The sequence below is a fragment of the Streptomyces sp. NPDC058637 genome (assembly GCF_042717325.1).
GTDB lineage: Bacteria > Actinomycetota > Actinomycetes > Streptomycetales > Streptomycetaceae > Streptomyces.
In genome coordinates, this window is the sequence record NZ_JBHXRD010000051.1 from 16,713 (window position 1) to 41,518 (window position 24,806).

Here is a 24,806-nt window from a genome sequence, read left to right on the forward strand (position 1 = left end):
GGAGAGGGTGCTCAGGGCGCGGGGGTGAGCTTCCGGACGCGGTCGGCGTCGCAGGTGCGCGGGCAGGTGACGCAGGTGTCCTCCGGCCGCAGCGTGTAGAACAGGCAGCAGCTCGCCCGGTCGCGGGTCGGGAGCGATTCGCCGTCGGGGCCGGTCAGTTCACGGAAACCGGCGGTGCCCACGTACGGCTTGGTGGTGCCGGGCAGGAGCAGCTCCAGCTCCCTCATCGCGCGGTGCTCCTCGCCCAGCAGATGGGCGACGTACCAGAGGCCCTCGACGATCTCGTCCGTCGCCATGCCCCACAGCGCCCGCTTGCCGCGCCGCATGCGTGGCCGGAAGCCGTCCAGCACCGGACCGATGTGCTCCGCCACGGCGTCCAGGACCTCGGCCCGCAGCGCGGCCTCGTCCGGGACGACCCGGGCGCCGGGCAGGGCCGCCGCAGGGTCGTCCGGCAGGCAGGCGAATTCACTCACACGGAGCGTCAGGTGGCCCAGTGCCCGCTGGAAGGAGACGTCCCCGACGGGGACCCGCGGCACCCGGCGGTGCAGGAACCAGGGCACGGTCACCAGCAGGCAGGCGGGCCAGGCGTAGCGGTGCAGTCCGAAGCTGGCCACCACGTCGGGGCGGGCCCGCGTCCCGTAGTCCCGCACCACCTGGGCGTCGTCCCAGGCGAGGAAGGCGTCCAGGGCCGCGCCGCCCTCCGCGAGCTCGGCCGCGCCGACCCACCCGGCGCCCGAAGGGGCCGGGGCGTCATCGGCGAGCACCTCGGCGCGCAGTCCGGGGAAGACCTCGGCCAGGCGCGCGTACGCCGCCGTCACGGGGGACGGGGCGGTGGCGGTGAGCAGGGCGGGGACGGTCATACGGGGACCACCGAATCACGATCATCTACAGGTAAGCCTTACCTTACCCGAAATGATCGGTGTTTGAACTGCGGCCCGCTCCGCCTATCGTGCACAGGGGCCGGGCGCACGCGAGCCGGGCCCGTCGGTCCGAGGAGGTCCCGTGGAGCAGGGTAGAGCGTGCGACGGCGTACGCCCGTCATACGTGTCCTCGGCGAACCCGCCGGACTTCCGGGTGCCCGAGCAGGCGCGCGGCGAGCACACCCACGGTGAGCCGCACGCGCCCCGGGTGGTGCGGCGGCACTCCGTGCGCGGCCAGATCCTCGACGCCCTGCGTGCCGCCCTCGCCGGCGGTGAGCTGGCCCCCGGGCAGGTCTACTCGGCCCCGGCGTTGGGCGCCCGCTTCGGCGTCTCCGCCACCCCGGTGCGCGAGGCCATGCAGCAACTGGCCATCGAGGGTGCGGTCGAGGTCGTGCCCAACCGCGGCTTCCGGGTCAGCGAACGCGGCCCGCGGGAGCTCGCGGAGCTCGCCGAGGTGCGCGCCCTGATCGAGGTCCCCGTGATGCTGCGGCTGGCCCGCACCGTCCCGGCGGGCGGCTGGTGCGCCCTGCGGCCGCTGGCCGACGCCACGGTCGCGGCGGCCGCGGTCGGCGACCGGGCGAGCTACGCGGAGTGCGACCGCGCCTTCCACCGCGCCGTCCTGGGGCTCTCGGGCAACGAACAGCTCGTGATGATCGCCGACGACCTGCACCGGCGGTCCCAGTGGCCACTGGTCGGCAATCCGGCCACCCGTCGCGCCGACCTGCTCGCGGACGCCTCGGAGCACACGGCGCTGCTGGACGCGCTGATCGCCCGGGACCTCGCGGTGGTGCAGTCGCTGGTGCGCGAACACTTCAACGGCGCGGACGGCTGAGGGCTGCCGGACGCGGCCCCGCACGGCCCCCGCGGACCGCGACCGGGGCGGGGCCCGTCATCCGGTGGAGGCCCGGCATCCTGCGGAGGGCCTTGCCCGTCCTCAGTTCGCCTCGGCGGTCTCCGGGGCCGGCGGCTCCAGCCGGGGCGCCAGCCACGTGGGTACGCCGCCGAGCAGCCGGAACAGCCGGCCCGCCTCGGCGCGCAGCCGGGCCGCCTCGGGTTCCGTCTCGGCGTCGGCGAGGGAGATGAGCGCCGGGGCCGTGCCGACGAGATAGCCCAGCTCCTCCCGTATCCGCAGTGACTCCGCGAAGCCGTGCCGCGCCTCCGCGAGCTCACCCTCCCGCAGGGCGAGCGAGGCGAGGTGCCGCCAGGTGAACGAGAGCAGCAGCTCGTCCCCCTGGGCCGTGGCCCCGGCGTGCGCCCTGCGGTAGGCGGCACGGGCCGACTGGGGCGCGTCGGCGATGTTCTGGGCGATCAGCCCGCGGCGGAAGTCCAGCAGCGGCCGGCCGGGGGCCGCGGGGGAGAGCAGTGCCGCGGCCCGGCTCAGTGCCACGCTGGCCTCGTCGGCCCGGTCCCGTACGCCGAGCAGGGTCGAGGCGTAGGCGAGGTAGCCGCGCTCACAGGCGGCGGCGCCGCGCTCGGTGTTGTCGTGGGCGAGCGCCTCGGCGATGCGCAGCGCGTCCTCGGCGTCGGTCCACCCGGTGCCGGTGTAGAGGCACCGCTCCGTCAGCAGCGAGGTCCGCTGGAGGGCGGCGGCGGGGTCGGTGGCCGCGTGCGGTTCGAGCAGCGCGGCCGCGTCGGTCCAGCAGGCGCGTGAACGCAGCCGCCATACCGCTGTCTGGAGCGGCGGATCGTCATCTGCTGTCGTTCCGGAACCAGACATGGCGGTATGCGCCACATTGCCCTCCCCGAGCGCGCCATCGAGCTGTTGAGTCTGGGCGCATCTCAGCACGGAATGGCACGCCGGGCCAAGGGGTGGGAACGATGTCAGGTGAAAGAATTCACAATCGCGCGGAGTCCGGACGGGCCCCGGCGGGGCCCGGAGGTCAGCTCATGCGCAGGGCGAGGAAGAAATCGAGCTTGTCCTCCAGGCGCGAAAGGTCACGCCCCGTCAACTGCTCGATGCGTCCGACGCGATAGCGCAGCGTGTTGACGTGGAGGTGCAGCCGGGCCGCGCAGCGGGTCCAGGAACCGTCGCAGTCCAGGAAGGCCTCGAGTGTCTCGATGAGTTCCGCGCGGTGGCGCCGGTCGTAGTCGCGCAGCGGGTCCAGCAGCCGGGCGGTGAAGGCCCGGCGTACGTCGTCGGGGACGAACGGCAGCAGCAGGACGTGCGAGGCGAGCTCGTGGTGGCCGGCCGCGCAGACCCGGCCCGGCCTGGCCGCCGCGACCCTGCGGGCGTGCCGGGCCTCCTCCAGGGCGCCGCGCAGCCCTTCGGCGGAATGCACGGCGGCGCTGACACCCAGTGTCAGGCGGCCGTCGTCCGCGAGACCCGCGGACAGCGGATCCCGGACCGCGGCGAGCAGCGCGTCCGCGTGCAGGGTGCTGTCCCGCGCCTCCCCGTCCCGGTCCCCGGACGCCACGTCGGCGCCCGACGTGCCGCCGGGCGCGGGCGCCGGGGCGACGGCGGGCAGCGGTACGAGGGCGACGGCCTCGCCGCCGGTGTGCGCCACGGCGATCCGGTCCGCCGAATCGGGTCCCGTCACCGCGGGGTCGACCAGGATCTCCTCCAGCAGCGCCTGGGCGACCCGGCCGCCCGCAAGGTCCGCCTCCTCGCCCGCCCACTCGACCCGGGCCACCACGACCTGCCAGTGCGGCGCCGTGCCGAGCCCCGGGAGCAGTACCGGGGCGGCCACCCGCAGCCGCGCCGCGATCTCGGCCGGGGCCGCGCCGGCCTGGACCAGCTCCAGCAACTCCTGGGCGAGCCTGCGGCGTACCGTGCGGGCCGCGTCGCGGCGGTCCCGTTCGACTGCGATCAGCTGGGTGACGCCCTGGAGCAGGTCCAGCCGTGCGGCAGGCCAGTCGCCCGCGTCCGCCTCCACGGCCAGGAGCCAGTCCGAGAGCACCGACTCACGCACCTCGTGCGGGGGGGCGGGAACAGCACCACGGCCGTTGTTCCGGATCGGGAACAGCGAATAGGTCGTACCCGCCACCTCGGCCCGGTGCGGGCCCCGGCGGCCGGTCCGGGTCGCCGCCAGATGCTGCCCGGCCAGCGACGCACCGACGTGCCCGGCCAGCGGCTTGCCCGCCCCGGCGATCTGCCGGCCCGTGGGGGAGAGCACCCAGGCCCGCAGATCGAGGTCGGAGGTGAGCAGATCGAGGACCACCTCGGGGCCGCCGCCCGCCGGGCCCGAGGTCATCAGCCGACGGTGCCGGTCGACGACGGCGGCGAGGTCACCGGCCCGCTCGCCGGAGACCTGGCGCACCACATGCTCGGTGATCGTTGCGAAAGCGACGGTCTCGTCGACGGCGAAGAGCGGCAGCCGGTGCTGCAGGCAGGCCTGGACCAGATCGTCGGGGACGGTGCCGAGCTCCGCCTCGCCCGCCGCGAGCCCGGCCACCCCGGCACCGACCAGGATCCGGACGAACGGCTCCGAGTCCGACGCGTCCCGGCGCCAGGCCAGCCCCGTGAGGACCAGCTCGCCGCCGGAGAGATAGCGGCTGGGGTCGCGCAGATCGGTCGTCATGACGCCCCGGACCGAACGGTCCAGCTCGTCCTCGCCGCCGAGCAGCCGCAGGCCCAGCGCGTCGGTGTCCAGCAGTGCGCGCAGCCGCATCGTCGATTGCCGCCGATCTTTTTTCGTTGGTGCGTGAGGGGGTGCGGGGGTGGTGGGGGACACCTGTGGATTGCGGTGAGGTTACCGGTACCCGCCATTCGTTCGAATCTACAAGACGGGGGTAGGGGCCAGCCAATTCCTTCATGGTTTCGGTGACTGCACCGAGTGGAGCAACGCTTGTGTACTGGGCCACACACCGCGTGAACAACACAGGAACGACCAAGAGGGCCGGCCGCACCCCGTCCCAGCCGAACGACCCGATTGAGAAGAAGAGAGCCACTGATGGACTTCCTTCGCCCCGCCAGCTGGGAGGAGGCGCTCGCCGCCAAGGCCGAGCACCCGACGGCTGTGCCCATCGCGGGTGGCACCGATGTGATGGTCGAGATCAACTTCGACCACCGGCGGCCCGAACACCTCCTGGACCTGAACCGGATCGGTGAGCTGTCCCAGTGGCAGACCGGCCAGGACAGCGTGCGGCTCGGCGCCTCCGTTCCGTACAGCGCCATCATGGAGAACCTCAGGGCCGAGCTGCCCGGTCTCGCGCTCGCCTCGCACACCGTCGCCTCGCCGCAGATCCGCAACCGCGGCGGCGTCGGCGGCAACCTGGGCACCGCGTCACCCGCGGGCGACGCCCACCCGGCCCTGCTCGCCGCGGGCGCCGAGGTCGAGGCCGAGTCCGTACGCGGCACCCGGATGATCCCCATCGACGCCTTCTACACCGGCGTCAAGCGCAACGCCCTCGCCCCGGACGAGCTGATCCGCGCCGTCCACATCAAGAAGGCGGACGGCCCCCAGCAGTTCTCGAAGGTCGGCACCCGCAACGCCATGGTCATCGCCGTCTGCGCCTTCGGCCTCGCCCTCCACCCGGAGACCCGCACCGTCCGCACCGGCATCGGCTCCGCGGCCCCGACCCCGGTCCGGGCCAGGGCGGCCGAGGAGTTCCTGAACGCCGCGCTGGACGAGGGCGGGTTCTGGGAGAGCGGCAAGATCATCACCCCGTCCGTCGCCAAGCAGTTCGCCCAGCTCGCCTCCGGCGCCTGCAGCCCCATCGACGACGTACGGGGCACCGCCGCCTACCGCAGGCACGCCGTCGGCATCATGGCCCGGCGCACGCTGGGCTGGACCTGGGAGCAGTACCGCGGCACGGGCCGCACCCTCGAAGGAGCTGCTTAACCATGCGAGTGAATTTCACGGTCAACGGCCGGAAGCAGGAGGCCGACGACGTCTGGGAGGGCGAGTCCCTCCTGTACGTCCTGCGTGAGCGCATGGGCCTTCCGGGTTCGAAGAACGCCTGTGAACAGGGCGAATGCGGTTCCTGTACGGTCCGTCTCGACGGCGTGCCCGTCTGTTCCTGTCTCGTCGCGGCCGGTCAGGCGGAGGGCCGCGAGATCGTCACCGTCGAAGGCCTCGCGGACTACGCCAGGCACCGCGAGGACACCCACCCCGGCGCCGGCTGCGCCGCGGGCTCCTGCGGGACCTCGCTCGACGCCGCCCAGCGGTGGCAGGCCCGGCCCGGGGACGGGCAGAGCGCCGAGGAGCTCTCGCCGATCCAGCAGGCCTTCATCGACGCGGGCGCCGTGCAGTGCGGCTTCTGCACCCCCGGCCTGCTGGTCGCCGCCGACGAACTGCTCGAAGCGCGGCCCTCCCCGTCCGACCAGGACATCCGCGAGGCACTGTCCGGCAACCTCTGCCGCTGCACCGGTTACGAGAAGATCCTCGACGCGGTCCGCCTCGCGGCCGCCCGTCAGGAAGAGGCGGTCCGATAGCCATGGCGCTGCATCCACGAGCCGCCTCCGTACCGGCCGGCACCCCCACCAAAATCACCCAGGGTTCGAAGACCAGGGGCGGGATCGGCGAGTCGACCCTGCGCCCCGACGGCACCCTCAAGGTCACCGGGGAGTTCGCGTACTCCTCGGACATGTGGCACGAGGACATGCTCTGGGGCCACACGCTCCGCTCCACCGTCGCGCACGCCGAGATCAGGTCGATCGACATCGGCGAGGCCCTCGCCACGCCCGGTGTCTACGCCGTGCTCACCTACGACGACCTGCCCGCCGCGATGAAGAACTACGGCCTGGAGATCCAGGACACGCCGGTCCTCGCCCACGGCAAGGTCCGCCACCACGGCGAACCGGTGGCCCTCGTCGCCGCCGACCACCCCGAGACCGCGCGCCGCGCCGCGGCCAGGATCCGCGTCGACTACGCCGAGCTGCCGGTCATCACGGACGAGGCGTCCGCGACCGCGCCCGACGCCGTCCTGGTCCACGAGGGCCGCACCGACCACCACATCGGCCATGTCGCGCACCCCAACATCGTGCACCGCCAGCCGGTGGTCCGCGGCGACGCGGACGCCGCCGCGCGCCGGGCCGACGTCGTCGTCACCGGCGACTACGTCTTCGGGATGCAGGACCAGGCCTTCCTCGGCCCCGAGTCCGGCCTCGCCGTGCCGTCCGAGGACGGCGGCGTCGAGCTGTACGTCGCCACCCAGTGGCTGCACTCCGACCTCCGCCAGATCGCCCCCGTCCTCGGCCTCCCCGAGGACAAGGTCCGCATGACGCTCTCCGGCGTCGGCGGCGCCTTCGGCGGCCGTGAGGACCTGTCGATGCAGATCCACGCCTGCCTGCTCGCCCTGCGTACCGGCAAGCCCGTCAAGATGGTCTACAACCGCTTCGAGTCCTTCTTCGGACACGTCCACCGGCACCCGGCGAAGCTCCACTACGAGCACGGGGCCACCAAGGACGGCAAGCTCACCCACATGAAGTGCCGGATCGTGCTGGACGGCGGCGCCTACGCTTCCGCCTCCCCGGCGGTCGTCGGCAACGCGGCCTCGCTCGCGGTCGGACCGTACGTCGTCGAGGACGTCGACATCGAGGCGCTCGCCCTGTACTCCAACAACCCGCCCTGCGGTGCCATGCGCGGCTTCGGCGCGGTCCAGGCGTGCTTCGCGTACGAGGCGCAGATGGACAAGCTGGCCGCCGCGCTGGACATGGACCCCGTCGAGCTCCGGCAGCTGAACGCCATGGAGCAGGGCACCCTGCTCCCCACCGGCCAGCGCGTCGACTCACCGGCCCCCGTCGCCGAACTGCTGCGCCGGGTCAAGGCCCGCCCGATGCCGCCCGAGCAGCAGTGGCTCTCGGCCGACGCGGAGGGCAGCTCCGTGGACGTACGGGCCCTGCCCGGCGGACTGTCCAACACCACGCACGGCGAAGGCGTCGTACGCGGGGTGGGCTACGCGGTCGGCCTCAAGAACGTCGGCTTCTCCGAGGGCTTCGACGACTACTCCACCGCCCGGGTGCGGATGGAGGTCATCAACGGCGAGCCGGTCGCCACCGTGCACACCGCGATGGCCGAGGTCGGGCAGGGCGGTGTCACCGTCCACGCCCAGATCGCCCGTACCGAACTCGGTGTCAACCAGGTCACCATCCACCCGGCGGACACCCGGGTCGGCTCCGCCGGATCCACCTCCGCGTCCCGCCAGACATATGTCACCGGCGGCGCCGTGAAGCACTCCTGCGAAGCCGTCCGCGAACAGGTCCTGGAGATGGGCCGCCGCAAGTTCGGCACGTACCACCCGGCGTGGGCGACGGCCGAACTCCTCCTGGAGGGCGGCAAGGTCGTCACCGACGGCGGCGAGGTGCTCGCCGCGCTGGCCGACGTGCTGGAGGAGGAGGCCGTCGACATCGAGCTGGAGTGGCGCCACCGGCCCACCGAGGCCTTCGACCTGCGGACCGGCCAGGGCAACGGCCACGTCCAGTACTCCTTCGCCGCCCACCGCGCGGTCGTGGAGGTCGACACCGAGCTCGGACTGGTCAAGGTCATCGAGCTCGCCTGCGCGCAGGACGTCGGCAAGGCACTCAACCCGCTGTCGGTCGTGGGCCAGATCCAGGGCGGTACCACCCAGGGGCTGGGTGTCGCCGTCATGGAGGAGATCCTCGTCGACCCGAAGACCGCGAAGGTGCGCAACCCGTCCTTCACGGACTATCTGATCCCCACCATCCTCGACACCCCGACCATCCCGGTCGATGTGCTCGAACTCGCCGACGACCACGCCCCGTACGGGCTCCGCGGCGTCGGCGAGGCCCCGACCCTGTCGTCCACCCCGGCCGTCCTCGCGGCGATCCGGAACGCGACGGGTCTGGAGCTCAACAGGACCCCGGTGCGCCCCGAGCACATCACGGGTACCTGACTTCTCACCAAGAGGCTTCGGAGCGGCGCCCGTTCGCCGCGCACCGCTCCGAGGCTCCGCACAACCGTTCCATCGTCAAGAGCAGTTCGCCTCGGGCCGTCCCCCGGGTCGTGCGCCTCGCGTCCATCCCAAATCCCGCAATCACCAGAGCTCCACGCGGGTGCCCCTGTGAACCTTGGGAGTCAGGCAGACATGACCCAGCAGTCAGTGGAACCCAGGAGGAGTGCGGAGGACGCGGGCCCCGGCTCACGCGTCCCCGCCGGACGGTCCTGGCTCGACCGGTACTTCCACATATCCGAACGGCGGACGACCGTCGCGCGCGAGGTGCGCGGCGGCGTCACGACCTTCATGGCCATGGCGTACATCCTGCTGCTCAACCCGCTCATCCTGGGCGGCAGGGACGTCGACGGGCAACTGCTCGGCCAGCCGGGTCTCATCACCGCCACCGCGCTGGCGGCGGCGGCCACCACCCTGCTCATGGGCTTCGTCGGCAAGGTCCCCCTCGCGCTGGCCGCCGGCCTCAGCGTCTCCGGCGTGCTCGCCTCGCAGGTCGCCCCGGTCATGACCTGGCCGCAGGCCATGGGCATGTGCGTGGTCTACGGCGTGGTGATCTGCCTGCTGGTCGTCACCGGCCTCCGCGAGTTGATCATGAACGCGATCCCGCTCGCGCTGAAGCACGGCATCACCATCGGCATCGGCCTCTTCATCACCCTCATCGGCCTGTACAAGGCCGGTTTCGTCCACAAGGGAACGGCCACCCCGCTCTCCCTCGGCCCCGCCGGCGAACTGGCCGGCTGGCCCGTCCTCGTCTTCGCCGTGACCCTGCTGCTGATCTTCATGCTGCAGGCGCGCGGCGCCCCCGGCGCGATCCTGATCGGCATCGTCGTCGGAACCCTCGTCGCGATCGTCGTCAACGCCGTCGGCGACATCGCCCCGAAGGCATGGAGCAGCGGCCCGCCCGAACTGGGCGGCAGCGCCGTCTCCTCGCCGGACTTCTCGCTCTTCGGCCAGGTCGAGTTCGGCGGCTGGGGCGACGTCGGGGCGATGACCGTCGGCATGATCGTCTTCACCCTCGTGCTGGCCGGCTTCTTCGACGCGATGGCCACCATCATCGGTGTCGGTACGGAGGCGAAGCTCGCCGACGACAAGGGCCGGATGCCGGGCCTGTCCAAGGCGCTGTTCGTCGACGGCGCGGGCGGGGCGATCGGCGGCGTCGCCGGGGGCTCCGGCCAGACCGTGTTCGTCGAGTCGGCGACCGGCGTCGGGGAGGGGGCCCGCACCGGCCTCGCCTCCGTCGTCACCGGGCTCTTCTTCGCCGCCTGCCTCTTCTTCACCCCGCTCACGGCGATCGTGCCCGCCGAGGTGGCCTCGGCCGCCCTGGTCGTCATCGGCGCCATGATGATGCAGAACGCCCGGCACGTGGACTGGAGCGACCGCTCCGTCGCCGTCCCCGTCTTCCTCACCGTGGTCCTGATGCCGTTCACGTACACGATCACCACCGGTGTCGCCGCGGGCGTCATCTCGTACGCGGCCATCAAGCTCGCCCAGGGCCGGGCCCGTGAGGTCGGCGTCTTCATGTGGGCCCTGACGCTGGTCTTCCTCGTCCACTTCGCCCTCCACCCGATCGAGAGCTGGCTCGGCGTCAACTGACGCCGTCCGCCCGCTCGCACCTCCGTCAGAAGGAGACACGCCATGCTGGACATCGCCGAGGAGCTCCACCGGTGGGTCGGGCAGGGACGCGCGTTCGCCGTGGCCACCGTCGTGGCCGTCGGCGGCAGCGCGCCCCGGCAGCCGGGCGCCGCACTCGCCGTCGACAGTGACGGCACGGCCATCGGGTCGGTCTCCGGCGGATGTGTGGAGGGGGCGGTGTACGAGCTGTGCCGACAGGCACTCGACGACGGCACCACCGTGCGCGAGAGCTTCGGCTACAGCGACGACGACGCCTTCGCGGTCGGCCTGACCTGCGGCGGTGTCATCGACATCCTGGTCACACCGGTGCGGGCGGACGATCCCGCGCGCCCGGTGTTCGCCGCCGCGTTCGCCGCCGCCGCCGCGGGGACGGCGACGGCGGTCGCCCGGGTCACCGATGGCCCCGACGACCTGCTCGGCCGCCCCCTGCTCGTCCACGCCGACGGCACGTACGAGGGCGGGCTCGGCGGGGCCCCCGAGCTGGACCGCACCGCCGCGGCCGAGGCCCGCGCCATGCTGGACGCGGGCCGTACAGGCCCGGTCGGCATCGGCGCCGAGGGATCGCGCTGCGGCCTGCCCCTCACCCTGCTCGTCGAGTCGCGCGTTCCGCCGCCCAGGATGATCGTCTTCGGCGCGATCGACTTCGCCGCCGCCCTGGTGCGGGCCGGCCGCTTCCTCGGCTACCACGTGACCGTCTGCGACGCCCGCCCCGTCTTCGCCACCGCGGCCCGCTTCCCGGACGCCGACGAGATCGTCGTCGACTGGCCGCACCGCTACCTCGCGGCCACCGCCGTGGACGCGCGCACCGTCCTGTGCGTCCTCACGCACGACGCCAAGTTCGACGTGCCGCTGCTCGAACTGGCCCTGCGCCTGCCGGTCGCCTACGTCGGCGCGATGGGCTCGCGCCGCACGCACCTGGAGCGCAACGAGCGGCTGCGCGAGGCGGGCGTCGGCGAACGGCAACTGGCCGCGCTGCACTCGCCGATCGGGCTGGACCTCGGCGCCCGTACGCCAGAGGAGACGGCCCTGTCGATCGTCGCGGAGATCGTCGCCGACCGGCGCGGAGGCAGTGGCGTACCGCTGACGGGAGCCCACACCCCGATCCACCACGAGGGCGGCCCGCCGGCCCTCTCCTCGGTGGCCTGAACCGGGCCCCGAGGGACGTCCGGCGACGGGCGGGTTGCCGCCACGGCGGCTTCCTGCCAGCCCCGAACACCGCCACAACCGTGCCGTTGCCGGTAAATCAACTGCATGACACTTTCCCCCTCCTCCGTTTCCGGCCGGGCGCGACCCGCCCGCGCGGGACGCAGAGCCCTGCTCATGGCGACCTCGGTCGCACTCGTGAGCGGCGTGATGCTCCCCGCGGCCGGTACCGCCTCCGCCGCCCCCGACCCGACGGCCGCCCCGGCCTCCGAGGCCGCGGACGGCCGGTCCGAAGCCGGGGCCCGGAGCCACGACATCACGCTGGTCACCGGGGACGTCGTGCACTACGTCGACGGGCCCGGCAACCAGGACACCGTCACCGTGGACCGCCCCGACGGCGCGTACGGGGGTGTCCACGTCCAGCAGGCGGGCGGTGACCTCTTCGTCCTGCCCGACGAGGCGACCGCACTCCTGGCGGCGGGCAAGCTGGACCGCAGGCTGTTCAACGTGTCGGCCCTCGTGAGGATGGGCTACGACGACGGGACCTCCGGCGGCATCCCGCTGATCGCCACCTACCCGGCGGGCAAGGGCCGGGCCCTGCCGGCCGCCCCGCGCGGCAGCGAGAAGGTCCGCACCCTCGACTCCATCCGCGGTGCGTCGCTGAAGGCCGACAAGGACGAGGCCCGCGCCTTCTGGAGCGACATCACCCGTACGGACAGGGCCCGTTCGCTGGACAACGGCATCGCCGAGCTGTGGCTGGACGGCCGCTCCGAGGCGCTGCTGAAGGAGTCGGTGCCGCAGATCAGCGCACCGCAGGCCTGGGCCGCGGGTTACGACGGCAAGGGCACCAAGGTCGCCGTCCTGGACACCGGCATCGACGTCGACCACCCGGACGTCAAGGACCGCATCCTGGAGACCAGGAGTTTCGTGCCCGGTGAGGGGGTCGACGACAAGAACGGCCACGGCACGCACGTCGCGTCGACCATCGCCGGTTCGGGCGCCGCTTCACAGGGCGCCGAGAAGGGAGTGGCCCCGGCCGCGGACCTGCTGGTCGGCAAGGTCCTCGGCGACGGCGGATCCGGCGCGGACTCCGGGATCATCGAAGCCATGGAGTGGGCGAAGGCCGCAGGCGCCGACATCGTCTCCATGAGCCTCGGCTCCCCGGTGCCCGACGACGGCTCCGACCCGATGTCCCGGGCGGTCGACGCCCTGTCGGCCGACGGGGGACCGCTGTTCGTGATCGCCGCGGGCAACGCGTACGGCGCCGGCACCATAGGCTCGCCCGGCTCGGCGGAGAAGGCACTCACGATCGCCGCCGTCGACAAGCGGGACGGCCGCGCCGCGTTCTCCTCCATGGGCCCGCTGGTCAACTCCTACGGCCTCAAGCCCGACCTGTCCGCGCCGGGCGTCGACATCAACGCGGCCGCCTCCCGGTCCGTCCCGGACATGGAGGGCATGTACCAGTCGATGTCCGGCACGTCGATGGCGACCCCGCACGTCGCGGGCGCGGCGGCGATCCTGAAGCAGCGTCACCCCGACTGGTCCGGCCAGCGGATCAAGGACGCGCTGATGAGCACGTCCGCGCGGCTCGACGGATACACCCCGTACGAGCAGGGCACCGGCCGGCTCGACGTGAAGGCGGCGATCGACACGACGGTCGAGGCCACCGGTTCCGTCGCGGTCGCCTCCTACGGATGGCCGCACAGCCCGTCCGACCCGGTCGCCGAGCGGACCATCACCTACCGCAACACGGGTGACCAGGACGTCACCCTGAAGCTGGCCACCGACACGGACGCCGCCGCGTACACCCTGTCCGTCACCGAGCTGACCGTCCCGGCCGGCTCCACCGCCGAGGCCGTCCTCTCTCTGGACCCGGCGAAGGTCGCGAACAACACGCAGTTCTCCGGCCAGGTCGTCGCCACGGACGCGGCGGGCAGGACCGTCGCGCACACCGGCTTCGCCCTCAACAAGGAGCAGGAGCTCTACGACCTGACGCTCAGGCTGAAGGACCGCGCGGGCGAGCCGATGGACGGCCAGGTCGTCTTCGCCGCCCTCGGTGACCCGCAGTTCAACGTCGTCCAGGTCTCCGGTGAGACGACGCTGCGGCTGCCCCCGGGCAATTACACGGCGTGGACCGCCGCGGAGATCGACGGCGACCGGGCCGACTCGAAGGGCATCGCGTTCCTCGCGGCCCCCGAGACGATCCTGGACAAGGCCACCACGGTCACCCTCGACGCCTCCGAGGCCCACAAGGTCGGCGTGCGGACCCCCAAGGAGACCGAGACCCGTCAGCTGCGGTACGACATGGCACGCACCGCCCCGGACGGCACCGTCCAGCGTGACGCGTTCCAGATCCCGCTGACGTACGACCAGCTGTGGGCGAGCCCCACGAAGAAGGTCACACAGGGCGGTTTCAGCTTCCTGACCCGGTGGCGCCAGGGCGAGGAGCTGATCGACCTGACGGCCGGCGGCCGTGACATCCCGGTCACCGTGCAGGGCGGATCGGCCGTGGCCGAGGTCAGCGAGCAGAAGCTGACCGGTGTCTTCGCCGGCGACGGTGCCGCCGCGGACTACGAGAACCTCGACGTCGAGGGCAAGGCCGTCGTGATCCACCGCAGCGACGCCGTCGCCCCCGCCGACCGGCTGGCCCACGCGGTCGCCGCCGGTGCCCAGGCACTCTTCGTCGTCAACGACGGCCGTGGAGTCGCGATGGAGTCCTACGTCCCGTACGGCGAGGAGAGCACCATCCCGGTCGCCTCCGTGCAGAAGCTCGCCGGTGGGACCCTCATCGAGGCGGCACAGCGCGGCAGGATGCTGTCCGTGGACCAGAAGAGGTTCGCCGGCTACGTCTACGACCTGGTCGACCGTCACGACGGAGCCATCCCGGACCGCTCGCTGGCCTTCGCGCCGTCGGCCCGTCAGCTGGCGAAGATCGAGAACACCTTCTACGGGCACGAGGAGACGCTCGGCGGTGGATTCCGCTACGACATCCCGGACTACGGCCCGGGCATCGGCTTCGAGGAGTACGAGAAGTTCCCGGGTGTCCGCACCGAGTGGGTCACCCCGCTGCCCGGCGACTCGTTCTGGTACGAGAACCACTCCGTGCTGAACGCCACCGCCTCCGGCACCGCACACGAGGTGCGCAGCGCGGAGCTGGACTACACGGCGGGCGGGACCTACCGCGACGACTGGTTCGCCCCGGTGACCGGCCCCCGTCTCGGCACCGGCTACTGGGGACCGTTCCGCACCTCGTACAACGACGTGCAGTTCAACATCACCCCGTGGACCGACTCGGGCGAGGGCCACTCCGGCGCGATGCCGGAGGACGAGTACGACACCACGTCGTACGCCTTCTACCAGGGCGACACGCTGATCAAGAGGGGTGCCGGCCGGGCCGGATACGCCTGGGACCTGTCGCCGGAGAAGCGGCCCTACCGGCTGCTCATCGACTCGGTGCGGGACGCGGAGAAGTGGAAGACGTCGACGCGGACGCACACCGAGTGGGACTTCGTCTCGGGCGCCCTGCCCGACGGCACCCAGCAGGCCGACATCCCGCTCCTCCAGCTGGACTACGACGTGGAAACCGACCTGGCGGGCGACGTCAGGGCCGGCAGGTCCGTCGAGGTCGGACTGGAGGCCGGCACCCAGGCGTGGCTCGACGGCGCGGTGAAGGCGACGAGGGCCTCGCTGTCGGTCAGTTTCGACGAGGGCGGTACGTGGAGCGAGGTGCAGCTGCGCAAGAGCTCCTCCGGTACGTGGACCGCGAAGTTCACGACGCCGAGGAAGGGCGCCACCTCGGTGTCGCTCAGGGCGCACGCCGAGGGCCCCGGCGGCCTGGCCGTCGACCAGGAGATCATCAGGGCCTTCGGCCTGAAGTGACCTGCTGAGGACCGCCGTGAGAGGTGGTTCCGTGTCCCCCTCAGGGGCCACGGAACCGCCTCTCGTGTGTTCCCCCGGAGATCAGGAAGGTCTGCCCGGGCCCGGGCCGGCGGCGCCCGTCACCTTCCCCGCCCCCGCTAGCGGGAACCGCCCCTGCTCGCCCGTTCGTTCGCCTTGCGCCGTGCCACGGTGTACTTCGACCAGTCGCCCCGATGCCGGTCGCACCGGGAGGCCCCCACCATGGCCAGCCGACGGCAGCGCGTGCCCTTCTGGGTGAGTGCTCCGCATGCCGACTGCCTACGAGCCATGCCTGACCGCCCCCATCGGTTCCGCCGGCGGGTGCCGGCAGTGCCCAGAGTCGCCCGGCGACGGCCCCCGCGGGAAGGCGCACCGAGGTGTACCGGGTGCGCTCCGGAGCGCGGGGGCGGGTGGGCCGGAGTCAGAGCGTCGCGTTTCCCGGACCTGCGGCGTCCGTCCGCCGCTGCTCCTCGATGCGTCGTTTCGCCTCCTCCCAGGTGATCGGCAGGTCACCGACCGGCACCTCCCAGAACGTGAACGTCGAGGACCGCATCGTGGGCCTCAGCTCGGTCATGACGGTGCGGTGCGGCTCGGTCCTGGCGTAGGCGTACACCGCGTCGCGACTCTCCCACGCGGAGAGCGTGAGGAACACCCGCCGTGCGGGCTGCGCGATGAGCGAGGCGCCGTACGCGCCGGGCGCCGACCGCACCTGCTTCCACGCCGCCAGGGACTTCAGGAAGAAGCGCGGTACGTCCTTCAGGGAGCGGACCTCGAAGCGCGAAGCCATGACGACGGTCGTGCCATGGGACGGGGCGGGGTGCGGGGTGACCCACGGGAGAGTCGGCATCGATGTGCTCACCTTCCAATGTGGATAGTGGTGCTGTCTGCTCTCCATATTAGGGAGTGATGCTCTCCGATGGCTACGGATTAGGCCCGGGGGCTGGTAAGCCCGCATGTCGACATGTCACGTATCCAGCGGATAGGGCCGGTTTCCGAAGACTCACCGTCGCCGGTCAGCTGGCCGACGTGACGCCCGGCACGAACCCGGTCCCGACTTTCTGGTTCACGCTGCGCCGCGGCGCCGGCTCCGCATGAGCTCCGTCGCACCGGGCAGCTTCGGGCTGCGGCTGTCGCGCGCGGCCGTTCTCATGAACGAACATCTGTGAGAGATCTGCGAACAGCCCCCGGGTGATCACGTTTCCGCAGGGCGCCGTTCGCGAAAGTCCTGTCGGACCGGCGTGTTGTGCGAGTCGCTTCCGAGGGACTGCCTCCATGGATTTGACGCCCGATCAGGGCCGCACTCGCGGTAGAACGTCACGACTGCCCGGACTGTGACGCGCCCGCCGGCAGCGCCTGCCGCACCCGGGGCGGAAAGGCCGCCGCGAAGTACCACACCCCGCGCCTCGTCCTCGTCCCCGCGATCCGCGCTCCGCGAAGAACTGGAGATCCCCGTCCCCGCCGACCGGCACCCGGGCCGCGGGTGGAAGCAGTGACCGGCTCTCGCCATCGTGCCCGTGCCCCGTACCGAGCGGCCGGTCCGGATCGGGTACGCGAGGGCATCGACCGCCCGGCAGGAGCCGGCGAGCCAGCTCGAAGCCCTCCACCGGGCGGAGTGCCACAAAGTCTTCAAGGAGCAGATCAGCACCCGCATCAGGGTGCGGCCCTGACTGGAGAAGGGACCTTGATTGGCCGGGTCGCTCGCGAGCGTCTTCGAGGTATGTCAGGCCAGGCAGCTGCGGGTGATGCCTAGTGCTGGATCAGGCCGTCGACCGGGACAGGACCGACGTGGCCTGTTGCCGGAAGGGCCTGGGCCAGGGAGAGGCCGATGTCGACCAGCGATGACCGGCGCAGGCCGGGGACGTCGGAGAGGTCGGTCCAGACCGACTCGGCGATTTCGCCGTTCGGCTCCGGCCGGAGTCGGCCGCCGGTGATGTCGACGCGGTAGAAAACGCCAACATTCTGATGCTCGACTCCCGCACGAGCTTCGGCCGCCGGGATGACCCGTGAGTCCACGCCCAGCAGGCGATCCACCACCGCGACGCAGCCCGTCTCCTCGGCGACTTCCCGGATCACCGCATCAAACGGATCTTCGCCGTGCTCGACCCTGCCGCCCGGAAGCGTCCAGTTGCTTTCGCCATCCGGTGGCATATGACGGGCGAGGAGTACCTGCCCGTTCTCGATACACACGGCATACGCCGCCAACCGAAAACTCATCCTCGTACCTCCACCCGGACCCTATCCAACGTCCAAGATCCGAGCACCGTCCGGCGAATGCAGCCAGATCAACTCCTTACGCCTGGAGCCACTCCGCTCCGTGCGGTGGAGCCCGGAGAAGTGCTTACAACCATGCTGGGGCGACCCGAGCCCGTCCGCATCCGTCGGCCCGGGAACCCGCTCACTCCCGAGGAGATAGGCCTCCGCGGACGCCTCAAGGTCCAGCCTCACCCGAACACGGAGATCCGCGACCAGACCTCATGATCAATCTCCGCGCCAACGGCTGTACCGAGGTTCCCCGAGGCCGGGGAGGCCCGCGGGTCCAGGGAAACCGAAGTCTCCTCAGCGGGGACTCGCGGGTCGGTCCGTGTGCATCAGCTGGGCGAATCCGTGGGTTCGGCGGGAACCGTGGGGTGGGCCGCGAGGCGGCGGGCTTCGGCGGTGACCTCGGCATCGACCTGGTCCACGGTTCTGTCGCCGTATTCGAGGATGTCGTACTCGTCGTCGAGCTCAGCGAGGCGCTCGGTCAGAGGCAGCTCATGTCCATGGCGCTGATGAATCCGGAAGGCGAACTCCCGAGGCGTGAGCTCTCCGGCGAGCATGTGGCGTGCGAGGGCCCGGGCGGCGGCTTCCTGACCGGCCTCGCTGCCCACCGGATAGAAGACGAGGCCGAGTTCGTCGAGAGCTGCGGGAAGCAGGTCGTGGACGTCGCAGTCCGCCTCGGCTCGGGTGCAGGCGGCGAGGATTCGAAGGCCGGGGGTGTCGAGTCCGGCGACGAGCGCGTCGCAGGCGGCATTGACGACATCGCTCGCGCGGATCTCCCCCATGCTCCAGAGGGCGGCATGGTCCTGTAGAGCGATTGCTGCCGCTTCGGTCGACGTCACTCATCCATGATTCCCCTCACGGTGCGTCCGGGTCGAGCAGATTTCATCGAAGGTGCTGTACAGCGGTCTGTTCCAGCACGGCTCGTACGGAGCCGCGTCGGCGAAATGCTGATGCACCGTCAGGCGGTGGACGGTGGTCTCGAACTCGCGGGCCAGGACGGCGATCCGCCGGTCGGTCCCGTCCGCGCGCGTGGAGGGAGCGGTTCGACGCGGCCACCGTGTCGCGAGTTCGGGCAGGGACTGTTCCTGGTCCTGGGCCCGCCTGTCCGGGCCCTTCGTGCCGTCCCGCAGCAGATCGGCCTGCTCGCGCAGCTCCAGCACCTCGCCACGCGGGAACGTCACGTCCTTCCGCAGCGTGCCCGGCGCGCGCCGCAACTGCCCGAAGTGGGCGCCCGCCGGACGGAACACGGTGATCGGCAGGGAGAAGCCGGCGAACCGGTAGCCCGTCACGGCGCCCGTGGCCACCATGACCGCGAGGGTGAGCGCCGCGGTCAGGAGGCGTCCCGCGAGAGCCACCCGCAGCATCATCCGGGCGATCCGCGTCGCTTCGCCGTCCCGTGCCTCCGGAACCGCCAGGCCCTTGCCGCGGCTCACCTCGGCACCGCCAGAGTCGGTGCCGACCCCACGAACCGTCCCATGCCGTGCTCCGACCGTGCGTCACCGCGCCCCGCCCCCGTACCCGCCCGTCTCCGTCCCGGTGGAGGGGGACCCGGTCACGAGTACGCGTACGCAGCGGGCGGGAGCGGGGCGCGAGGCCGTCGGGGGCCGGGTCAGCGGCCGTTCTGCAGGGCCGCCCAGGTGTTGGGGCCTACACTGCCGTCGGCCGTCAGACCGCGCGAGCTCTGATAGCCGCGCACGGCCGTGTCCGTCGCCGTACCGAAGGCACCGTCGACGGCCACCGTCGAGCCGAGCGCGGCGGTCAGCGACCGTTGCAGGCGCTTCACCGCGTCGCCCGAGCTGCCCTTGGCGAGCGCCGGCGTCGTCCCGGCCGAGAGCAGCGCGGTCCAGGTCTTCGGGCCGACCGTGCCGTCTGCGGTGAGCCCACGGGCCGTCTGGAACGCCTGGACGGCGCCCTTCGTGGCCGGGCCGAAGGAGCCGTCCACGGCACCCGCCGCGTACCCCTGGTCGTTGAGCAGCGTCTGCACGGCCCTGACCTGGGCGCCCGACGAACCGGACTTCTGGGTCGCGTACGAGCTGAAGCTCAGCCCGTCGCTCCCGCTGCCGCCGCCGGAGCCGCCGACGAGCTGCATGTAGTAGGTCCAGTTCCAGTTGACGCCCGGGTCGGTGTGGTCGTTCCCGGGGGCCTCGCTGTGCCCGATGACGTGGGACCGGTCCTTCGGGATCCCGTACCGGTCGCAGAGGTACGCCGTCAGGGCCGCCGAGGAGCGGTACATCGAGTCGGTGAACCACGACGGGTCGTCGACGAAGCCCTCGTGTTCGATGCCGAGCGACGAGGCGTTGGCGCTCCTGGCGTGCCACGCGGTGTTCGCGTCACGCACCATCTGGGTGATCTCACCGTCCGAGGACCGGATCAGGTAGTGGGCGCTGACCTGGGACGCCGGGTTCTGGAACCAGCTGATGGAGCCGGCGTAGGAGCCCTGGGTGACATGGACGACCACCTTGTCGATCGTCGCCGTCCTGCCCGTCACGTAGTTGGCGGAACTGGCGGGCACCCAGAGCGCCGAGGGGTAGTCGGGGCTCTGGGTGGTGATGTCGGCCGTGGCCAGGGAGCCCTTCTGCGGGGAGACCGGCCGGGAGGTGACCGAGATCCGCTCGCCGCCCGGGACCGTCGTCCGCAGCCCCTCGGCGAGGAAGGTGTAGACGGTGTCGGCGTACAGGGCCGCGATCGGGTCCCGGGCCCCGCTGTACCGGGCGACGGCCGGGTACCAGGCGTCGATGTCCCGGCGTTCGGCCCGGTCCAGGCCGAGGGCGTCGGCGTGGCTGCGGAGCACCGCCGCGCCGCCCAGGATGTTGGCGTCCGTGTCCCGGCGCAGTGCGGCGGCGGACTCACCCGTCAGGGCGGCGGCCTTCTCCAGGGAGCGGTTCGTGGGGTTGCTGACGAGGTGCATCACGCCGTAGCCGTTGGCCTGGCTGGGGCGGCCGGCGTGCCCGTCGAGATGTGTCTCCGCGTAGCCGACGGCGGCGAGCAGATCACGCGGTACGTCGAACTCCTCGGCCGCCTCGGCGAAGGCCTGGTTCATGGGGTCCTGCCCGGCCTGGGCGGCCGGTGCCGGATGGCCGGTGGCGACGAGGGCGGTGGCGGCGACCGCCGCCAGAACTGCTGCGCGTCTGCCGGTGTGGCCTGCGGGGCGTCGGGGCATACCTGCTCCTGGTCCGTGGGGGGAAGAAGGCCCCCGGACCCGATGGGGTGGGCCGAGGGCCGTTGAGCTCGCACAGGCTATCGACATGATCGAGGCATGACAATGGCGTCCCGGCGTGTCCAAATGCCTTTCACTCCAATGGAGTTGAGGTGTGGACCGGGCTTCGACCGCAGGGGCCGTCACCCCCGGCAGGGGGCGACGGCACGAGGTGCGGCTACCAGCGGTCGCGGTGGATGACGTCAGCCACCGGGCGGCGGCGGACCGGCCCGAAATTGCCCTGCGGCAGACCCACCGGAACGGCCGCGAAGGTGTGCGTGTCCTCGGGGATGCCCAGGGCCTCCTTCCACTCCTGCTCCAGGAACAGGTGCCAGATGGTGACGTTGGCCGCGAGACCCAGCGCCCGGGCCGCGAGCAGGAGGTTCTGCACGCCCGGATAGACGCAGGAACCCTCCGCGAGCGCCTGGAAGCGGGTCTGCGTGTTCGTCATGTGCTCCAGGCCCGCCGGGCCGAGCGCCTGCGCGTAGACGCCCAGACCCTCCTCGTCGAAGCGCGGCTCCGGGAACTTGTAACAGGGGATGATCAGCACCGGCGTGTCCGCGAAGTGGTCGCGCTGGTACTCGATGGCCGCCACCATCCGGCCGTACGCCGCGCCGTCCATGCCCTCCGGCGCGTGCTTCCCGGTCGTCGCCAGATAGGCGTCCACACACCGCTTCCACAGCGGGGCCAGCCGGGCCATGACCTCGCGGTCGGTGACGACCACGTACTCGTAGCACTGCATGTTGCCGCCGCTGGGCCCCCAGACGGCGGCCTGTATGAGCTGATCGATCGTCTTGTCCGGTACGGCGTCCGGCTTGAGGCGGCGCATGGCGCGCATCGTGGACATGGTCGGGAAGAGTGCGGGCCCGTCGAGGGCGGACGCGTCGGCCTGAACCGTTTCGAAGGTCATGATCGCGGAGTTTACGGGCCGGATTCCGCTGCCGGGAGCCCTGTTGGCGCCCGATCCGGACGCCCGCGCCCGGGTCCCGGCCGGGCGGGCCCCGCGCGGACCGGTGGCACCGGAGTCGCACCCGGGGAAGCCGCGCGCGGCTGTGCGGTGTACCGGGGAGGGCCTTCGCCGGACGCGGCCCCGCGGCCCCGGCGCCCGGACCCGTCATGTCATCCGCGGCCTCGGCACGGCGGATTCGTACACCTGGCCGTCCCCACTTCTTCCGGGGGAACGGTGGCCGGGAATCCCGCAGCGGAGGCGTATAAAGGGTCCCTTTGGAGCAGCCGGCGTCCCCGATGGCATCTCACCCACCACGCGGCCGGCGTCACCGCGTACCGAGAGCGGAGGAGCCTCCCCATGAGCACCTCGGAAGAGATCAGCGCGTTGCTCGTCACCAGATTCGGAACCGACCCCCAGACCATCCGGCCGGAGGTGCCTCTTCGTCAACTGCGTCTGGACTCCCTCGCGCTGGAGGAGCTCCGGCTCCTCATCGAGGACCGGATGGACATCGACCTGGAGGACGTCGTCCTGTCCTCGCGCGACACCCTCGGCCAACTGGTCGCGGCCGTGTGCAGCAAGGCCCGGGCGTGACGGCCCGCGGGCCGTTCGCACGCGCGGCCGGCCGGCCGGGGGCCGAGCCGTTCGGCGCCGCTGTCACCGGCCTCGGCCTGGTCACCGCCGCCGGTGTGGGGGTCGACGCCGCCTGGCGCGGGGTGTGCGACACGGCAGCCGCCCCCTCCGTCCACCACCTGCCCGAACTCGCCGGACTGCCCTGCGACTTCATGTACACCGTCGCCGGACTGGACACCCGGGCCACCCTGGGGGTCGCCGCCCAGCGGCTGATGGACCGCTTCTCGCAGCTCGCCGTGATCGCCGCCCGTGAGGCCGTCGCCGACGCGGGGCTCGACCCGTCGGTCTGGGACAGCGGCCGGGTCGCCGTCGTCATCGGCTCCGCACACGGCGGGCTGCCCTTCTACGACGAGCAGCACACCACGCTCACCGAGCGCGGCGCGCGCCGCGTCTCCCCGAAGCTCGCCCCCCTGACCGTCGTCAACGGCGCCGCCAGCAGCGTCGCCATGGACCTGGGCGTCCACGGCCCGAGCCTGGCCGTCTCCACCGCCTGCTCCTCCGGCACCGTCGCCATCGGCACCGCCCATCAGATGCTCCGCACCGGAGCGTGCGACATCGTCGTAGCGGGCGGCGCCGAATCCGTCCGCTCCCGGCTGCTGATCGCCAGCGCCTGCCAGATGCGGGCCGTCTCCACCCGCCGCGACGACCCGGGCGCGGCCTGCCGGCCCTTCGACACCCACCGCGACGGCTTCGTCGTCGGAGAGGGCGCCGGCCTCCTCGTACTGGAGCGTCCCGAGCACGCCCGCGCGCGCGGGGCCACCGTCCGCGCCCACGTCGCCGGTTACGGGGCGTCCAGCGACGCCCACTCCGCCGTCGCCCCCGACCCCGACGGTCTCGGCATCGAGCGCGCGCTGCGCACCGCACTGTCCGACGCGGGCCTCGACGCCTCCGACATCGGCCACGTCAACGCCCACGGCACCTCGACCGTCGCCAACGACCTCATCGAGGCGACCATGCTGCGCCGGGTCCTGGGCGAGCGGCCCCTCGTCACGTCCACCAAAGCCATGACCGGCCACACCCTGGGTGCCGCGGGAGGCATCGAGACCGCGCTGACCGTCCTGGCGCTCCAGCACCAGCTCGTGCCGCCGACCGTCAACCTCGACGCCCCCGACCCCGGCATCCCCGTGGACGTGGTGAGCAAGGAGGCCAGACGGGGTGCCTTCGACTGCGCCGTCAAGACGTCGCTCGGTTTCGGCGGTCACAACGCGGCGCTCGTGCTCACCAGAGCCTGACGGGAAGCGAGGAGCAGCATGTCCGAGGAGATCATCCGGGCCCTGTCCGTGCGGGGCCTGCGGTACCACTACCGCCTCCTGCCCCGCGCGGAACCGGCCGACCCGGCCGCAGGGGCGGGGGGACCGGGAACCGAGCCCGTACTCGTCCTGGGCGGCGCGCTGCAGGGCATGTTCGGCTGGCCGCAGATGGACGACCACCTCGGCCCGGTGGCCGACGTGGTGACCGCGGACCTGCCTGGCATGGGCACCGCCGACCCACTGCCGCCCGGACCCAGCGCCGACCTCCTGCGCGCCGCGGTCACGGGGATCATCGACGACCTCGGCGCACCGCGGATCAACCTGTTCGGCTTCTCGTACGGGGCCGCCATCGCGTTCGGCTGCGCACGGCACGACCCGGGGCGGATCGCCAGGCTCGCCCTCGGCGGCGTACCCGTGCACATCGGCGAGGTGCAGCGCGACTACTGGCACCGGGCGACGCGGCGGCTGGCCGAGGGGGACAGGGAGGGCTTCGCGGCGCTGGCGGCCGACGGGCTGATGTGCCTGGACCCGGACAGGGTGGTGTACCGCAGGGAGCTCGCCCGGCGGTACGTACGGCGTTCCTTCCTGCACGCGCTCAGTGATGGTTCACCGCACGCCGCCGACTCGCTGCACCGGGCACTGGGGGACCGGCCGGACTTCTCGGGGGGCCTGTCCGGCGTGCCCACGCTGGTCTTCGCGGGGGAACACGACACGGTGACTCCGCCGGAGCGGCAGCGGGAGTTCGCGGCGACGATCGAGGGCAGCCGCTTCCTGACACTGCCGGAATCGGACCACTGGGTGGTGCTGGAGCGGTCCGAGGAGGTGGCCGCACTCGTCACGGCCTTCTTCACGGACCGGCCGGCGGACCGGCCGGTTGCCCCCTCGACGGTGGCGGCTCCCGCGCCCCTCGCGGGCCTGCCCGCCCGGGAGGGGTAGCGGAGGCGACCGGGGGGGGGGGCGGGGGGGGCCCCACCCCCGGACCGCCCCCCCCCCCCCCACGGAGGGGCCACGATGGGCTCCCAGGGCAGAATAGTAAACAAAAAAAACAACCACAACCAAAAAACCAAAAACAAAGGCGA

Annotated in this window: 20 protein-coding genes; 11 read left to right on the forward strand and 9 right to left on the reverse strand. The window is 72.1% G+C overall.

The window, feature by feature from the left end; translation table 11 throughout:
• Positions 1-11: 11 nt before the first annotated feature.
• On the reverse strand, positions 12-860 hold the full coding sequence (locus tag ACFWVP_RS32980; RefSeq protein WP_384501672.1) for a (2Fe-2S)-binding protein: 849 nt from the start codon (positions 858-860) through the stop codon (positions 12-14).
• A 142-nt stretch (positions 861-1,002) separates the two neighbouring features.
• Between ACFWVP_RS32980 and ACFWVP_RS32985 the strand changes: the two genes are divergently transcribed.
• The gene (locus ACFWVP_RS32985) at positions 1,003-1,752 is read left to right on the forward strand and encodes a GntR family transcriptional regulator (protein ID WP_384501673.1); all 750 of its coding nucleotides are present in this window, start codon (positions 1,003-1,005) and stop codon (positions 1,750-1,752) included.
• Between the two features lie 102 nt (positions 1,753-1,854).
• Here the strand turns inward: ACFWVP_RS32985 and ACFWVP_RS32990 are convergent, their stop codons facing one another.
• Together ACFWVP_RS32990 and ACFWVP_RS32995 are read right to left on the reverse strand one after the other, a co-directional pair.
• Positions 1,855-2,637: a hypothetical protein gene (locus ACFWVP_RS32990; RefSeq protein WP_384501674.1), complete on the reverse strand. Its 783-nt coding sequence runs from the start codon at positions 2,635-2,637 to the stop codon at positions 1,855-1,857.
• Between the two features lie 163 nt (positions 2,638-2,800).
• Positions 2,801-4,528, reverse strand: coding sequence for a PucR family transcriptional regulator (locus ACFWVP_RS32995; RefSeq protein ID WP_384501675.1), 1,728 nt, complete (start codon positions 4,526-4,528; stop codon positions 2,801-2,803).
• Positions 4,529-4,810: 282 nt separating this feature from the next.
• Between ACFWVP_RS32995 and ACFWVP_RS33000 the strand changes: the two genes are divergently transcribed.
• The 6 genes from ACFWVP_RS33000 (at position 4,811) to ACFWVP_RS33025 (ending at position 15,425) form a co-directional block, all read left to right on the forward strand.
• The gene (locus ACFWVP_RS33000) at positions 4,811-5,701 is read left to right on the forward strand and encodes an FAD binding domain-containing protein (RefSeq protein WP_384501676.1); all 891 of its coding nucleotides are present in this window, start codon (positions 4,811-4,813) and stop codon (positions 5,699-5,701) included.
• 2 nt (positions 5,702-5,703) lie between these two features.
• Positions 5,704-6,294 (forward strand): (2Fe-2S)-binding protein, encoded by a 591-nt coding sequence (locus tag ACFWVP_RS33005; RefSeq protein ID WP_384501677.1) that lies wholly within the window; start codon positions 5,704-5,706, stop codon positions 6,292-6,294.
• A gap of 2 nt (positions 6,295-6,296) precedes the next feature.
• Entirely contained in the window at positions 6,297-8,714 is a 2,418-nt protein-coding gene (locus ACFWVP_RS33010; RefSeq protein ID WP_384501678.1) for a molybdopterin cofactor-binding domain-containing protein, read from the forward strand.
• A gap of 192 nt (positions 8,715-8,906) precedes the next feature.
• Positions 8,907-10,364, forward strand: coding sequence for an NCS2 family permease (locus tag ACFWVP_RS33015; RefSeq protein WP_384501679.1), 1,458 nt, complete (start codon positions 8,907-8,909; stop codon positions 10,362-10,364).
• 42 nt (positions 10,365-10,406) lie between these two features.
• On the forward strand, positions 10,407-11,549 hold the full coding sequence (locus tag ACFWVP_RS33020) for an XdhC family protein (RefSeq protein ID WP_384501680.1): 1,143 nt from the start codon (positions 10,407-10,409) through the stop codon (positions 11,547-11,549).
• Positions 11,550-11,756: 207 nt separating this feature from the next.
• Positions 11,757-15,425 carry a S8 family serine peptidase gene (locus ACFWVP_RS33025; protein ID WP_384501691.1) on the forward strand — a complete coding sequence of 1,223 codons (3,669 nt, stop codon included), beginning with the start codon at positions 11,757-11,759 and terminating at the stop codon, positions 15,423-15,425.
• 439 nt (positions 15,426-15,864) lie between these two features.
• Here the strand turns inward: ACFWVP_RS33025 and ACFWVP_RS33030 are convergent, their stop codons facing one another.
• A complete protein-coding gene (locus ACFWVP_RS33030) occupies positions 15,865-16,290 on the reverse strand; it encodes a DUF3291 domain-containing protein (RefSeq protein ID WP_384501681.1) in 426 nt (141 codons plus the stop codon).
• 667 nt (positions 16,291-16,957) lie between these two features.
• On the opposite strand from ACFWVP_RS33030, the gene ACFWVP_RS33035 reads away from it, so the two are divergent.
• The gene (locus ACFWVP_RS33035) at positions 16,958-17,110 is read left to right on the forward strand and encodes a recombinase family protein (protein ID WP_384501682.1); all 153 of its coding nucleotides are present in this window, start codon (positions 16,958-16,960) and stop codon (positions 17,108-17,110) included.
• A 79-nt stretch (positions 17,111-17,189) separates the two neighbouring features.
• Here ACFWVP_RS33035 and ACFWVP_RS33040 read toward each other — a convergent pair whose 3' ends face one another.
• From ACFWVP_RS33040 to ACFWVP_RS33060, 5 genes are all read right to left on the reverse strand, one after another.
• Positions 17,190-17,657 carry an NUDIX hydrolase gene (locus tag ACFWVP_RS33040; protein ID WP_384501683.1) on the reverse strand — a complete coding sequence of 156 codons (468 nt, stop codon included), beginning with the start codon at positions 17,655-17,657 and terminating at the stop codon, positions 17,190-17,192.
• A gap of 374 nt (positions 17,658-18,031) precedes the next feature.
• Entirely contained in the window at positions 18,032-18,541 is a 510-nt protein-coding gene (locus tag ACFWVP_RS33045) for a hypothetical protein (RefSeq protein ID WP_384501684.1), read from the reverse strand.
• Positions 18,542-19,135, reverse strand: a complete 594-nt coding sequence (locus ACFWVP_RS33050; protein ID WP_384501685.1) for a hypothetical protein — start codon at positions 19,133-19,135, stop codon at positions 18,542-18,544.
• Between the two features lie 176 nt (positions 19,136-19,311).
• The gene (locus ACFWVP_RS33055; protein ID WP_384501686.1) at positions 19,312-20,862 is read right to left on the reverse strand and encodes an N-acetylmuramoyl-L-alanine amidase; all 1,551 of its coding nucleotides are present in this window, start codon (positions 20,860-20,862) and stop codon (positions 19,312-19,314) included.
• Between the two features lie 214 nt (positions 20,863-21,076).
• Positions 21,077-21,808 (reverse strand): nitroreductase family protein, encoded by a 732-nt coding sequence (locus ACFWVP_RS33060; protein ID WP_384501687.1) that lies wholly within the window; start codon positions 21,806-21,808, stop codon positions 21,077-21,079.
• A 396-nt stretch (positions 21,809-22,204) separates the two neighbouring features.
• Here ACFWVP_RS33060 and ACFWVP_RS33065 point away from each other — a divergent pair, with 396 nt between their 5' ends.
• The 3 genes from ACFWVP_RS33065 to ACFWVP_RS33075 are packed head-to-tail and all read left to right on the forward strand — an operon-like array spanning position 22,205 to position 24,663.
• Positions 22,205-22,438, forward strand: coding sequence for an acyl carrier protein (locus ACFWVP_RS33065; protein ID WP_384501688.1), 234 nt, complete (start codon positions 22,205-22,207; stop codon positions 22,436-22,438).
• On the forward strand, positions 22,435-23,709 hold the full coding sequence (locus ACFWVP_RS33070; RefSeq protein WP_384501689.1) for a beta-ketoacyl-[acyl-carrier-protein] synthase family protein: 1,275 nt from the start codon (positions 22,435-22,437) through the stop codon (positions 23,707-23,709). Before ACFWVP_RS33065 ends, ACFWVP_RS33070 begins: the two co-directional genes overlap by 4 nt.
• An 18-nt stretch (positions 23,710-23,727) precedes the next feature.
• On the forward strand, positions 23,728-24,663 hold the full coding sequence (locus ACFWVP_RS33075) for an alpha/beta fold hydrolase (RefSeq protein WP_384501690.1): 936 nt from the start codon (positions 23,728-23,730) through the stop codon (positions 24,661-24,663).
• Positions 24,664-24,806: the final 143 nt, after the last annotated feature.